The 13,232-nt window shown below is 70.7% G+C and carries 14 protein-coding genes and 1 tRNA gene; 12 read left to right on the forward strand and 3 right to left on the reverse strand.

Annotation, left to right across the window (positions count from 1 at the left end; genetic code table 11):
* The first annotated feature begins 6 nt into the window (after positions 1–6).
* The 5 genes from hemC to D0Z60_RS09895 all read left to right on the forward strand — a co-directional run bounded on the left by hemC (position 7) and on the right by D0Z60_RS09895 (position 3,944).
* Complete coding sequence (gene hemC / locus D0Z60_RS09880; RefSeq protein ID WP_118858077.1) at positions 7–921, forward strand: hydroxymethylbilane synthase; 915 nt, start codon at positions 7–9, stop codon at positions 919–921.
* Positions 918–1,568, forward strand: coding sequence for a uroporphyrinogen-III synthase (locus D0Z60_RS09885; protein WP_118858078.1), 651 nt, complete (start codon positions 918–920; stop codon positions 1,566–1,568). Before hemC ends, D0Z60_RS09885 begins: the two co-directional genes overlap by 4 nt.
* A complete protein-coding gene (locus D0Z60_RS11765; protein ID WP_162888192.1) occupies positions 1,565–2,347 on the forward strand; it encodes a hypothetical protein in 783 nt (260 codons plus the stop codon). Before D0Z60_RS09885 ends, D0Z60_RS11765 begins: the two co-directional genes overlap by 4 nt.
* Positions 2,348–2,423: 76 nt before the next feature.
* Entirely contained in the window at positions 2,424–3,455 is a 1,032-nt protein-coding gene (gene bla, locus D0Z60_RS09890) for a class A beta-lactamase (RefSeq protein WP_162888193.1), read from the forward strand.
* 78 nt (positions 3,456–3,533) lie between these two features.
* A complete protein-coding gene (locus D0Z60_RS09895) occupies positions 3,534–3,944 on the forward strand; it encodes a DUF6491 family protein (protein ID WP_118858080.1) in 411 nt (136 codons plus the stop codon).
* 18 nt (positions 3,945–3,962) lie between these two features.
* Here D0Z60_RS09895 and D0Z60_RS09900 read toward each other — a convergent pair.
* Positions 3,963–4,037: transfer RNA gene (locus tag D0Z60_RS09900), tRNA-Gly, on the reverse strand.
* A gap of 168 nt (positions 4,038–4,205) precedes the next feature.
* Here D0Z60_RS09900 and D0Z60_RS09905 point away from each other — a divergent pair.
* The 3 genes from D0Z60_RS09905 to D0Z60_RS09915 are packed head-to-tail and all read left to right on the forward strand — an operon-like array spanning position 4,206 to position 6,123.
* A complete protein-coding gene (locus tag D0Z60_RS09905) occupies positions 4,206–5,096 on the forward strand; it encodes a tetratricopeptide repeat protein (protein WP_118858081.1) in 891 nt (296 codons plus the stop codon).
* Entirely contained in the window at positions 5,096–5,725 is a 630-nt protein-coding gene (locus D0Z60_RS09910; protein ID WP_118858545.1) for an LON peptidase substrate-binding domain-containing protein, read from the forward strand. The genes D0Z60_RS09905 and D0Z60_RS09910 overlap by 1 nt, the downstream gene beginning before the upstream one ends.
* Complete coding sequence (locus D0Z60_RS09915; protein WP_118858082.1) at positions 5,722–6,123, forward strand: hypothetical protein; 402 nt, start codon at positions 5,722–5,724, stop codon at positions 6,121–6,123. The genes D0Z60_RS09910 and D0Z60_RS09915 overlap by 4 nt, the downstream gene beginning before the upstream one ends.
* On the opposite strand, the gene D0Z60_RS09920 is transcribed toward D0Z60_RS09915, so the two are convergent.
* Positions 6,120–7,340, reverse strand: a complete 1,221-nt coding sequence (locus D0Z60_RS09920; protein ID WP_118858083.1) for an FAD-dependent monooxygenase — start codon at positions 7,338–7,340, stop codon at positions 6,120–6,122. The genes D0Z60_RS09915 and D0Z60_RS09920 overlap by 4 nt on opposite strands.
* Positions 7,341–7,448: 108 nt before the next feature.
* Between D0Z60_RS09920 and D0Z60_RS09925 the strand changes: the two genes are divergently transcribed.
* The 4 genes from D0Z60_RS09925 (at position 7,449) to ribA (ending at position 12,561) form a co-directional block, all read left to right on the forward strand.
* The gene (locus D0Z60_RS09925) at positions 7,449–9,782 is read left to right on the forward strand and encodes an FtsK/SpoIIIE family DNA translocase (RefSeq protein ID WP_118858546.1); all 2,334 of its coding nucleotides are present in this window, start codon (positions 7,449–7,451) and stop codon (positions 9,780–9,782) included.
* 85 nt (positions 9,783–9,867) lie between these two features.
* Positions 9,868–10,479: a LolA family protein gene (locus D0Z60_RS09930; RefSeq protein ID WP_118858084.1), complete on the forward strand. Its 612-nt coding sequence runs from the start codon at positions 9,868–9,870 to the stop codon at positions 10,477–10,479.
* A gap of 286 nt (positions 10,480–10,765) precedes the next feature.
* A complete protein-coding gene (locus tag D0Z60_RS11955; protein WP_240325610.1) occupies positions 10,766–11,557 on the forward strand; it encodes an exodeoxyribonuclease III in 792 nt (263 codons plus the stop codon).
* Positions 11,554–12,561 (forward strand): GTP cyclohydrolase II, encoded by a 1,008-nt coding sequence (gene ribA / locus D0Z60_RS09935; RefSeq protein WP_240325611.1) that lies wholly within the window; start codon positions 11,554–11,556, stop codon positions 12,559–12,561. The genes D0Z60_RS11955 and ribA overlap by 4 nt, the downstream gene beginning before the upstream one ends.
* Here ribA and D0Z60_RS09940 read toward each other — a convergent pair.
* Positions 12,558–13,199, reverse strand: a complete 642-nt coding sequence (locus D0Z60_RS09940; protein WP_118858086.1) for a YggS family pyridoxal phosphate-dependent enzyme — start codon at positions 13,197–13,199, stop codon at positions 12,558–12,560. The two genes, ribA and D0Z60_RS09940, sit on opposite strands and share 4 nt — an antisense overlap.
* Between the last annotated feature and the right edge of the window lie 33 nt (positions 13,200–13,232).

A 13,232-nucleotide genomic window follows, 5' to 3' on the forward strand; every position in this document is an offset into this window, starting at 1 on the left:
GCCGCCATGCCGACCTTTCCAGTCCTCGGAACGCGCGCCTCGCCGCTGGCGCTGGCCCAGGCGCGCAGCGTCGCGCGGGCGCTGGAGGCGGCGCACGGCTGGGCGCCGGACAGCGTCGTCATCCGCGCCATCCGCACCAGCGGCGACCGGATCCAGGACCGGCCGCTGAGCGAGGTCGGCGGCAAGGCGCTGTGGACCAAGGAGCTCGACCTGATGCTGGCGGCGGGCGAGACGAGCCTGTCGGTCCATTCGATGAAGGACGTCGAGAGCGAGCGGCCCGACGCATTCCACCTCGCCGCGATGCTGCCGCGCGCCGACGTCCGCGACCGGCTGATCGGAGCGGCGGCGATCGCCGACCTGCGCGAGGGCGCGGTGGTCGGGACGTCGAGCCCGCGGCGCGCGGCGCAACTGCTGAGCCGCCGGCCGGACCTCAGGATCGCGCCGATCCGCGGCAATGTGCAGACCCGGCTCGACAAGCTCGAGCGGGGCGAGGCCGACGCGACGTTGCTCGCCGCCGCGGGACTCGAGCGGCTGGGGATCGTCGCGGGTCACGCGATCGCGGTGGGGGAGATGCTTCCGGCGCCCGGCCAGGCGGCGATCGGGATCGAATGCCGGACCGAGGACAAAGCGACGCGCGCGCTGCTGCAGGCGATCAACCATCTGCCGACCTGCGCCTGCGTCGCGGCCGAGCGGGCGTTCACCCGGCGGCTCGGCGGCACCTGCCATTCCCCGGTCGCGGCCCTGGCCGAGGTGGCGGGCGAGCGGCTCCGGCTGCGCGCTGAGCTGCTCGGTATTGATGGACGGGAACGGATTTTCGAGGATCGCCTGGTCGACGGGGTCGAGGACGCGGTCGCGCTGGCCGCCGAAATGCTGGCCGCCGCGCCGCCCGCGATCCGCGACGCGTTCGACGGGGCGCCGTGAGGCGGCTGATCGTGCTTCGCCCGCAGCCCGGCGCTGCGGCCACCGTGGCGGCGGCGCAGGCGCTGGGGCTCGAAGCTGTTGCGGTTTCTCTGTTCGAGGTCGTGCCGGTCGCCTGGGAGGTGCCCGACCTCGCGAGCTATGCCGGACTGGTCGTCACCAGCGCCAATGCCGTGCGCCACGGCGGGGACGGGCTGGCCGAGCTACGTCATCTTCCGCTGCATGCGGTTGGCGAGGCGACCGCCGCTGCGGCGCGGGAGGCGGGGTTCACCGTCGCCGGCGTCGGCAACGGCGGAGTCGACGGCTTGGCCCTTCCGCCCGGGCGGCATCTGCACCTCGCCGGACGCCACCATCTGCCGCTGCCGGGCGAAGTCGATGCGCTGGTCGTCTATGACAGCAGGGCGATCGAGCCGCCGCCTGAACTGGACTTGGTGACGGATGCGGTGATCGCGGTCCACAGTGCGCGCGCCGGGCGGCGGCTGGCCGAACTCGTCGCCGAGCGGGGCAACACCGCGATCGTCGCCATCAGCCAGCGCGCGGCCGAGGCATGCGGAGCGGGCTGGAAAGGGGTCGCGGTCGCGCCCACTCCCGACGATCCGGCGCTGCTGGCCCTTGCGCGGAAGCTGTGCCACAAGCCGCTGCGCAGATGACGTCGCCCGCCACCCGCCGCCACTGGACCGCGCTGCTCGCCTGGGGCCTGCTGTTGCTCGTCGCCGGAGCGGCATTGGCGACCTGGAGCCTGGCCGAGTGGCGCGGCGCCGCGCAATTCCTCGGCGTCGCCCCGCGTCCGCCGGCCTTCGCGCTGCGCCAGGCGCCACCGCCGACCGTCTTCCCCACGCCAGCCGCGACCGACGACGCGACCCGCACCCGGATCGCCGACCTCGAAGGCCGGCTGGCGGCGATCGAGGACCGCACGCGCCGGGCCGCCGGATCGGCTGGGCGCGCCGACGCGCTGCTGATCGCCTTCGCCGCCCGCCGCGCGGTCGAGCGCGGGGTGCCGCTCGGCTATCTCGAGCCGCTGCTCGCCCAGCGCTTCGGCGCGAGCGCCCAGCGCGCTGTGGCGACCGTCATTACCACCGCCCGCGACCCGGTGACGCTCAAGGAGCTGGCGAGCGACTATCGCGCGCTCGAACCGGCGCTTCGCCAGGGCCCGCCCGACGAGAGCGCGTGGCGGGCGCTGCGCCGCGAACTCGGCGCGTTGGTCGCGATCCACCGCGCCGACGTCCCCTCGCCGATGGCACAGGCGCGCTATGACCGGGCGCTGGCTCATCTCGAGCGAGGCGAAGTCGACCTGGCGCTGGCCGAGACCACCCGCTTGCCCGGCGCAGCGCGGGCGGCGCCGTGGATCGGCAAGGCCCGCCGCTATGTCGCCGTCCAGCGCGCACTCGACGAGATCGAGGGCGCGGCGCTGTTGTCGAGCGCGGCCTGATGCCAAATCCTGCGTTCAGCCTGGCCGCGCTAGCAGTCGGGGCTCGTTCCAGCCGGATGACGCCATGACGCCAGGTTTGTTCGCCCTTCTCCTGCTCTCCGCGCCGCCGCCAGTTGCCACCGCCTTCGCCCAGTCCGCGCCGGTCGCCGCCCCTGCCCGTGCACCCGCTGGGCTCGAGCAGCGAATCGATCAATTGGGCCAGTCGTTCGACGGCACGGTCGGGATCGCGGTGCGCTCGGTCGGCGATGGCTGGCGCACCGGCTGGCGCGAAACCGAATTGTGCCCGCAGCAGAGCGTCAGCAAATTCTGGGTCGCGCTGGCGGCGATGGAGGCGGTCGACCGCGGCCAAGTGTCGCTCGGCGACCGCGTGACCCTGCGCCGCGACGACCTCACCTTGTTTCACCAGCCGATCGCCAGCCGGATCCTCGGCGGCGGCGCGACCGTCACGCTCGAGGAGTTGCTGGTCGAAGCGCTGACCAAGAGCGACAATACCGCCAACGACAAGTTGATGCGCTCGATCGGCGGGCCGACCGCGGTGCGCAGCTTCATCAGTCGCCACCAATTGGGCGCGATCCGCTTTTACGACGGCGAGCGGGCGCTTCAGTCGCGCATTGCCGGGCTGATCTGGAGCCAGAATTATTCGATCGGCGACGCCTTCTACAAGGCACGCGAGGCGCTTCCGCTGGCAGCACGGCGGGCGGCCTTCGAGCGCTACCTCGCCGATCCCTACGACGGCGCGACCGCCGGGGCGATCGTCGACGCACTCGCTCGGCTGAAGCGCGGCGAACTTCTGTCGCCCGCCTCGACCGCCCGGCTGCTGACCATCATGGGCAACACCAAGACCGGCGCCAATCGCCTCAAGGGCGGGCTCAAGCCGGGCTGGAGCCTCAGCCACAAGACCGGCACCGGCCAGGTACTAGGAGCGACCCAAGCCGGTTATAACGACATCGGCGTGCTGACCGCGCCCGACGGCGCGAGCTATGCGGTGGCGGTGATGATCAAGCGCACCGCGACGCCGCTGGAAGTGCGCATGACGCTGATGAACGACGTCGTGCGGGCGGTGATCGCGGCGCACGAGCAGCGCGCGGCGGGCCGGTCGGCGCTCTAGGTCGAGATCGTCCTCGACGCCGCGGCACAAAGCGTCGCCGGCGCGCGTTTTGACGGAGGCAGGACAAGGAGCAAGGCGATGATCCGCAGCGGCGCACTGACGATGGCGATCCTGAGCGGCGCTTTGCTCGCCGGCTGTACTGCCGCTCCACCGTTCGCGGCCGGCCCTTACCAGACCGCGCAAGGCGGGCCGCGCCAATGCTTCTATGCCAACAACGTCAGTGGCTTTCGCCAGGGGCCCGGCGACATCGTCTACGTCAACACCAATGCGCGGGATTATTACGAGCTTCGGACGCTGAACTATTGCGCCGCGCGGCTCGATTTCGAGCATCGGATCGCGCTCCGCTCGCGCTCGGGCGGGTTCATCTGCTCGGGGCTAGACGCGGAGATCTATGTCCCCGACGCGCTCGGCGCGACCTATTGCCCGGTGCGCTCGGTGCGCAAGCTGGCGCCGGCGGAGGTCGCCGCACTGCGCGCCGCGCGGCGCTGACCGACCGATGAAGGAAAATGGAGCGGGCGAAGGGATTCGAACCCTCGACCCCAACCTTGGCAAGGTTGTGCTCTACCCCTGAGCTACGCCCGCTCGTGAGCTGAGCCGGAGACCCGGCACGCTTCACGCGTGGCGGAGCCCGGCTGGGTGGCGGGCGAGCTAGCAGCGTCGCCGCGAGGGCGCAAGCCCCGCTTGCCGGGCTGCCCGGCGCAGCCCATATGGCCGGTGCATTGCAAGGGAGCGAGCGTGGCGACACTGGGCATGAGCGAGGCCGAACGGGCGGCGATCCAGCGGTTCGAGGCGGACGTCATCGCGCCGTCGATGAAGGGCCTGGTGATCCTTCAGTTCACCGCCGAATGGTGCGGCCCGTGCAAGCAATTGTCGCCCGTGCTCGACAAGCTCGCGGCGGACTATGCGGCCAAGGGCGTGACACTGGCGCGGATCGACGTCGACACCGACAAGTTGATCGCGGCGCAATTCCGCATCCAGTCGGTGCCGACGGTGTTCGCGCTGTACCAGGGCCAGCCGGTCGCCGACCTCACCCAATATCGCACCGAGGGCCAGCTGACGCGGGTGCTCGACCAATTGCTTGCCCAGCTCCCGCCGAGCGGAGCCGAGGCCGACCTCAAGGCCGAGGTCGCGCCGCTGCTGGCGATGGCCGAGGAGGTCCTCGAGGCGGGCGATCCGACACGCGCTGCCAACATCCTTGCCCAAGTGCGCGAGATGGCGCCGGACGATCCCGAAGTCGCTGCCACGCTGGCCCGCGCGCTGATCGGTGACAAGAGGCCGGACGAAGCGCGCGCCTTACTCGACAGCTTGCCCGAGGCCGCGGCGAGCAACCCGGCCGTGGCCCGCGCGCGGGCCGCGCTGGAGCTGGCCGCCGCTCCCGCCGCCGACACCAGCGCCGAGGAAGCGCGCCTGGCCGCCGATCCCGACGACCACGAGGCGCGGCTGGCGATCGCCAATGCCGCGATCGCCGCCGGAGATCGCGACCGCGCCGCCGACGAGCTGCTCGAGATCGTGGCCCGCGACCGCGAATGGAACGAGGGCGCCGCGCGCGCGCAATTGCTCAAGCTGCTCGAGGCCGCCGGGTTCGAGGATCCATGGGGGCGGGCCGTCCGCCGCCGCCTCTCGGCGCTGCTGTTCACCTGATGTCGAAGCGCCTCCAGCGCGTGCCCTTGTTTCCCCTCGCCGGGGCGATCCTGTTCCCGCGCGCGCATCTGCCGCTGCACATCTTCGAGGACCGCTATCGCGCGATGGTCGAGGATGCGCTGGCCGGGTCGGCGCGGATCGCGATGATCCAGCCGGCCGACGAGGGCGATCCGCCGTCGCTCTACCCGGTCGGCTGCGTCGGCGAATTGGTCGGGGTCGAGGAACTCGACGACGGGCGGTTCAACATCATGCTGCTGGGCTCGCAGCGCTTCCGACTGATCGCAGAGGCCGACGGCGGGACGCCCTATCGGCAGGCGGACATCGACCTTGAGGCGTTCGACGACAGCGAGCCGGAACCCCTCGCTTTGGCCGAGCGCGCCGAGGTCGAGCGCGAGGCGCGGCGGTTTGGCGATTCGCTCGGGCTCGACGTCGATTGGGACGCGGTGGCGCGGCTCGACGACGAGATGCTGGTCAATGCGATCGCCCAGGTCGCGCCGTTCGACCACGGCGCCAAGCAGGCGCTGCTCGAGGCCGACAGCCTGTCCGGGCGCGCCGACCTGGTTGTCCAGCTGATGCAGTTCCAGCGCCTTGCGCCCGGCGGCGCGGACATCGCGCAAACCCTGCAATGACCGATCTCAACGGGCTGTGGGACGGGACCTACGCCTATCCCACCGCGCTCGAGCCGGTGCCGTTCCGCGCCGAACTGCGCGATCACGACGGGCGGTTGTCGGGCGAGGTGCGCGAGCCGGCGCCGCCCTACATGGCGGCCGGTGACCTGGCGGCAATGATCACCGGCGCGCGCTCGGCGAGCCATGTGCGTTTCACCAAGATCTACGACACGCTGGAGCATTTCCGCGACCCGGTGGTCTATGACGGGACACTCGACGAAGAGCATTGCGAGATCGCCGGGACGTGGTCGATCGGGCCGGGCTGGTCGGGAACGTTCGTGATGACCCGTCCGAAAAGCGTGGCGGAGGAGGTCGAGGAGGAGGCCGGGGAGACCGTCGACCTCGACGCCGGGCGCTAGATCGGCAGGCCGCGCAGCAGCAAGGGGAGATCGCCGGTGGTGCCGCGCGCTTCGGCGGCGAGGCGGTCGCGAAGCGGGCCAATGCGGCCAGTCAGCGCCATCCCGGCGCGGCGAACCAGCGAGGGAAGCTTGCCCGGCACGCCGTACAGCCGGGTGAGGCCGTCGGTGGCGGCGGCGACCATCGTCGTGTCGAGGCTGCGCCAGCGCTGGTAGCGATCGAGCAATTGGCGGTCGCCGGGATCGAGCCCGAGCCGGGCGCCCTCGACCAGCACCTGCGCCAATGCGGCGGCATCGCGGAAACCGAGGTTGAGGCCCTGGCCGGCGATCGGGTGGATGGCGTGGGCCGAATCGCCGACCAGCGCCAGGCGGCGGTCGGTGATCCGCTCGGCATGGTGGAATCCGAGCGGGTAGGACGAGCGCGCGGTGAGGGTCCGGACCCTGCCGAGGAAGCCGCCCATCGCCGCCTCAGCCTCCGCGGCGAACTCGGCGTCGGTGAGCGCGAGGTAGCCGGCCGCATCGTCGGCCTTCACCGACCACACGATCGCCGAGCGCGGCGCGCCGTCGAGATCGGTCATCGGCAGCAAAGCGAAGGGGCCGGTGGGATAGAAGATTTCCCACGCGACATGGTCATGTGGCCGCTCGTGGGCGAAGGTCGCGACGATCGCGCTGTGATCGTAGCGCCAGCGGGCGAGTCGGATCCCGGCGGCCTCGCGGGTCGGCGAGTTGCGGCCTTCGGCGGCGACCAGCAGCGGCGCGGAAAGCTCGGTCCCGTCGTCGAGCCGGACCTTCACGCCATGCTCGCCGCGATCGACGTCGACCGCCTTCGAGCTCCAGCGCAGGGTGATGTTCGGGCCGGCCTCGGCGCGGGCCTTAAGCGCGGCGCGGAGGTGGCGGTTCTCGTGCATCCAGCCCAAGGGCTCGTCGTCGCCCTCCGGCGGTTCGAACGCCAGACCGCCGGGCTCGAGGCCGTCGGCGACGCGGATGGCGCGGATCGGGCAGCCGGGTTCGGGCAGGTGAGTGGACACTGCAGTGGTTTCGAACATGCGCCGCGACGAGGACGAGACGGCGCTGGTGCGGCCGTCAAATTTGCTGTCGTTCCAGCGACTTGGGTCGACCGGGTCGACGACCACCGAGGTGAGGCCGGCGGAGTCGAGGGCGGCCGCCAGCGCGAGGCCGACGAGGCCGCCGCCGAGGATGATGACGTCGCTTCGCTCCATCGCCGCGCGCTTTAGCCGCCGCCGGCGCGCTTGGCGAGCCGCTTGACCGCGGAGTCGGGCGGGGCGCATGATGCGCGCGACGGCCGAATTGACCGGGGGAAGACGATCATGGCGACCGCCGCCGAGCGGGCGCGAAAGCGCGACTTGGGACCGGACTGGCGCGAAACGCTGCGCGCCTCGCTGCGGCTGCTGGCGATGCGCGCCGGCGGAACAATCCTGGCCGCCCTCAGCATCGCGCTGGCGCTGGCGCTGGCGACCCACGACGCGGTCGACCCGAGCTTCTCGACCGCCGCCGGCGGCCCGCCGGTCAATTGGGTCGGATCGTTCGGAGCCTATTCGAGCGACCTCCTGCTGATGCTGTTCGGACCGGCGGCGATCTTCCTGCTGCCGGTGATCGGGATCGCCGGAGCGCGGTTGATGCGCGGCGCGAGCGCGGGACGGATCGGCCGCGGGCTGCTGATCGCGCTGGCCGCAATGCTGCTGGTCGGGGTCGCGCTCGGAATGCTGTCCGGAAGCTCGGTCTCCGGACTTCCGGCGGGGTGGGGCGGAGCGCTCGGCCTGGCCGGCGCCAAGGGCGTCAGCGGGCTCATCGCGCTGATCGACAATCCGGCCATCGCCGGTCCGCTGCGGCTGGCGGTGATCGCCATCCTGCTGGTCGGCGGACTGATGGTCGCGGCGATGTCGCTCGGCCTGCGCGAGGAGGAGAAGGCGTGGCTCGGCGGACTGTTCCGGCGCGGAGCGGAACGCCCGGCCAAGCCGCCGCGGCGCACCGCCGAGCAGCGCCAGGACAATGAGGCCGTCGCGCCGCCGCGTTCGCGGCCGTCGGTGGCGGTGAGCGAGCCGACCCGCGCCATCGCCCCGGCGGTCAAATCCGCGCCGCGCAAGGGCAAGGCCGTCGCCGCGGGGCAGGCCAGCCTGGCGCTGGGCGACAATTACGTGCTTCCGGCGATCGAACTGCTGAGCCCGCCGCCGCCTGGCGACCGCAAGCAGGTCGACCGCGCCGGGCTGGAGCGCAACGCCCGCCTGCTCGAAAGCGTGCTCGAGGATTTCCACGTCCGCGGCGACATCGTCGAGGTCCGCCCCGGGCCGGTGGTGACGATGTACGAGCTCGAGCCGGCGAGCGGAATCAAGGCGAGCCGGGTGATCCAGCTGGCCGACGACATCGCCCGCAACATGAGCGCGCTGTCGGCGCGCGTCGCGACCATCCCCGGGCGCAGCGTGATCGGGATCGAATTGCCCAACCCCAAGCGCGAGATGGTCGCGCTCAGCGAGCTGGTCGGTAGCCAGGCGTTCGCCGACCAGGCGATGAGCCTGCCGCTGATCCTGGGCAAGAACATCGCCGGCGACCCGGTCATCGCCGATCTGGCGCCGATGCCGCATCTGCTGGTCGCCGGCACCACCGGATCGGGCAAGTCGGTAGGGCTCAACTGCATGATTCTCTCCCTGCTCTACCGCATGGGCCCGGACGAGTGCCGGATGATCATGATCGACCCGAAGATGCTCGAACTCAGCGTCTACGACGACATCCCGCACCTGCTGTCGCCGGTGGTGACCGAACCGGGCAAGGCGATCCGGGCGCTCAAATGGACCGTCGAGCAGATGGAGGAGCGGTATCGCATGATGGCCAGCCTCGGCGTCCGGCAATTGTCGAGCTTCAACCAGAAGGTGCGCGACTCGCGCGCCAAGGGCGCCAAGCTCGGACGGCGGGTGCAGACCGGGTACGATGCCGACACCGGCCAGCCGGTCTATGAGACCGAAGAGCTGGAATATGAGGTGCTGCCGCAGATCGTGGTGATCGTCGACGAGCTGGCCGATCTGATGATGACCGCCGGCAAGGAGGTCGAATTCCTGATCCAGCGGCTGGCGCAGAAGGCGCGCGCGGCCGGCATCCACCTCATCATGGCCACCCAGCGGCCGTCGGTCGACGTCATCACCGGCGTGATCAAGGCCAATCTGCCGACCCGAATCAGCTTCCAGGTGACGAGCAAGATCGATTCGCGCACCATCCTCGGCGAACAGGGCGCCGAACAGCTGCTGGGCAAGGGCGACATGCTGTACATGCCCGGCGGCAAGCAGATTTTGCGCGTCCACGGCCCGTTCGTCAGCGACGACGAGGTGCGCGCGGTCGCCGACCATTGGCGCAAGCAGGGCGTGCCCGATTACAACCAGGCGGTGACCGAGGAGCCCGAGGACGGCGGCTATGCGCTCGACGGCGCCCCTGTCGGCGACGACGACCCCGAGACGCAGATGTACCGCAAGGCGGTGCAGATCGTCGCCGAGAGCCAGAAGGCCTCGACCAGCTACATCCAGCGGCAATTGCGAATCGGCTACAACAGCGCGGCGCGCCTGATCGAGCGGATGGAAAAGGACGGGCTGGTCGGCGCCCCCGACCACGTCGGCCGCCGCGAAGTGCTGATCGACATGGACGGCCACCCGATCTGAACCGGCGGGAACCCAAAGGTTCAGGGGGCATTCAATGCGCGAGCGCGATTCCGTGCCACGAACCTTTCTTCGGAGATTTGACACGATGACTTTCCCGACCCTTGCCGCGCGCCTGGCGGCGCCGCTGGCGATCGTCGCCCTTGCTGCCCCGGCGGCGGCTCAGTCGAGCGACCTCGCCAAGGTCGAGGCGCACCTCAATTCGGCGCAGTCGATGACCGCCAATTTCGTCCAGACCGACGCCAAGGGCCGCCAGCTGTCCGGTACGCTGTCGCTCAAGCGGCCGGGGCGGATCCGCTTCGAATATGGCCGCGGCGCCAACATGCTGCTGGTCGGCAACGGCAAGACGCTGACCTTCGTCGACTATGAAGTGAACCAGAAGTCGAGCTGGGCGATCTCCAAATCGCCGCTGTCGGTGCTGCTGTCGGGCAATCCCGACCTCGACCGCATCGCCAAGGTCGTGCCGAACGGCGACCCGCGCGTGCTGATCGTGCGGGCGCGCGATGCCCGCCGGCCAGAGTTCGGGACGCTGGTGCTGGGCTTCATCCGCTCGCCCGCCGCGCCCGGCGGACTGCTGCTGCAGGGCTGGACGGCGATCGACGCGCAGAACAAGAGGACCAAGGTGACGCTGACCAACCAGCGCTACAATGTCGCCGTTCCGGAGAGCGCGTTCACCTACAAGGAACCGCGCAAGCCGTGAGCCGCAAAGGGTTATTTCGGTAGCGATCGGCAACCATTCATCGCCGGGTCAGGCTCGCTTCGCTATCCGGACCGTGATCGTCGCGCATTGCTTGGGGTTTCCCCCTGTTACCCGGGCAGCGGCGATCACCTTGCGTGATTGACGCTTGGTCGGCCCTCGCTCCAATGCCCCCGGAGCGGGGGCCTTTTGGTTTTTACGGCTGGTCCTGACGGCGGCCCAACATCCGAGCGGCTGGATTGCTTCGCTCCGCTCGCAATGACGGGAGGGTTTCGGCTAGAGCGCCAGCGTGACCCGTCTCAAGATCGCCAGCTGGAACATCAATTCGGTGCGCGCCCGAGCGCCGATCATCGCGCAGCTGATCGCCGACGAGCAGCCCGATATCCTGTGCCTCCAGGAGACCAAGGCCGAGGACCATGTGTTTCCGGCCGAGCTGTTCCACGGGCTCGGCTACACCCACCGCAAGCTCAACGGCCAGCGCATGCACCACGGCGTGGCGATCCTGTCGCGGCTGCCGCTGCACGACGAGGGGCGGCACGACTGGCAGGACAATGGCGAGGCGCGGCACATCGGCGCCCGGCTCGACTGCGGGATCCGCATCGAGAACGTCTATGTGCCGGCGGGCGGCGACACGCCGGACCGCACGCTCAACCCCAAGTTCGGCCAGAAGCTCGACTTCATCGAGCGCATGACGCGCTGGTCCGAGGGACTTCGCGAGCCGACCCTGATCGTCGGCGACTTCAACGTCGCGCCGCTGGAATGCGACGTGTGGAGCCACAAGGCGCTGCTCGACGTGGTCAGCCATACGCCGGTCGAGGTCGCGGCGCTGGGGCGGCTTCAGGCGGCGCACGAGTGGGTCGATCTCGGCCGCCATTTCATCCCCGCGCCCGAGCGCAACTTCACCTGGTGGAGCTATCGCTCGCTCGACTTCACCAAGAACGACCGCGGGCGGCGGCTGGACCATATGTGGTGCAGCCCGGGCCTTGCGCCGCAGGCGAGCGCGCACCGCGTGCTCGAGCCGTGCCGAAGCTGGCAGCGGCCGAGCGACCATGTGCCGCTGGTGGTGGAATTCGAGCTGTGAGCGGGAGTGCGCTGGAGCGCGCGATCGCGGCGCTGCGCGGCGGGCTGGCGGTGCGGGTCGGCGCGTTGGTGGTGCGCTCGGTCGAGACCGGGCGGGTCGAGGCCGCGGCCGATGTGCTGGTCAGCGGCGAGCGGGCGGCGGCGTTGGGGCTCGGCAACCAGATCGCGGTCGACGGCAGCGCGCCGACGGTGATCGCGCGGGCCGAGTGGCTGGACGCGGAGGCGGTGCGCGCGATCGTCGACCCGAGCCGCGATTTCGACCGGTTTTTGGGCGGCCCGCTGGAGACGAAGGCGGTGGGCGATGCCGAAAGCGCTCGGGCGGCGCTCAGGCTGGCGCGGCTGGCGGGGCTGCTTCCGGCGCTCTGGATCGAGGTGGGCGCGGCGGACGCGGAAGTCATGCCAGACGACATTCTGACCGGGGCTAGGGTGACCGTCGCCGTGCGTGCGCGGCTGCCGCTCGAGGAAATCGGCGAGGCGCAGATCGTCGCCTTTCGCGAGGACGGCACGGGCGCGGAGCATGTCGCGCTGGTGATCGGCGCGTGGGGCGAGGCGCCGCCGCTGGTGCGGCTGCACAGCGAGTGTCTGACCGGAGACGTGTTCGGCAGCCTCAAATGCGACTGCGGGCCGCAATTGCGCGAGGCGCTGCGGATGATCGCGGCGGCGGGCGGCGGAGTGCTGCTCTATTTGCGCCAGGAGGGGCGCGGGATCGGGCTGGTCAACAAGATCCGCGCCTATGCGCTGCAGGACCGCGGGCTCGACACGGTCGATGCCAACCGCCGGCTGGGGTTCGCCGACGACGAGCGCGATCATGGCGTGGCGGCGGCGATGCTGCGGGCGCTGAAGATCGACGCGGTGCGGCTGCTGACCAACAACCCGGCCAAGGTCGCGGGATTGGAGGCGGCGGGGGTGGCGGTGGTCGAGCGGGTCGGCCACCATATGCCGGTCAATCCGCACAACGCCGATTATGTCGCGACCAAACGGGCGCGCAGCGGGCACCTCGATTAGTCGTCGAACAGCGCGCTGCCGACTCGCACGTGGGTCGCGCCGAGCATCACCGCGGTCTCGAAATCGCCGCTCATGCCCATGCTGAGGCCGCTGACGCCATGACGCCGCGCGAGCTTGGCGAGGAGCGCGAAATAAGGACCGGCCTGATGGCCGTCGGGCGGGATCGCCATCAGTCCGGAGAGCGGGAGGCCGGCGGCGCGGACCTGGTTGAGGAACTCTGGCAGCGCGTCGATCTCAACTCCGCCCTTTTGCGGCTCGGCGCCGATGTTGACCTGGACGAAGCAGCCGGGCGGATCGGGGATGGCGGCGAGGGCGTCGAGCAGGCTTGGGCGGTCGAGCGAGTGGATCGAGTCGAAGAGGTCGGCCGCCTGCGCCGCCTTGTTGGACTGCAGGCGGCCGATCATGTGCAGCCGGATGCCGGGGTGGCGGGCCTTGAGCGCGGGCCATTTGTCGGCCGCTTCCTGCACCCGATTCTCGCCGAAATCGCGCTGGCCGGCGGCGATCAGGGCTTCGATTTCGGCTGGCGAGCGGGTCTTGGTGACGGCGATGAGGGTGATTTCGGCCGGGTCGCGCTGGGCGAGGGCTGCGGCGCGGGCGATGCGGGCGCGGATTTCGGATAGGCGGTCGGCGGGGGGCATGGAAGCGCTATAGGCGGGCCGTCATGCGAGTAA

Source organism: Sphingomonas mesophila (assembly GCF_003499275.1).
GTDB lineage: Bacteria > Pseudomonadota > Alphaproteobacteria > Sphingomonadales > Sphingomonadaceae > Sphingomicrobium > Sphingomicrobium mesophilum.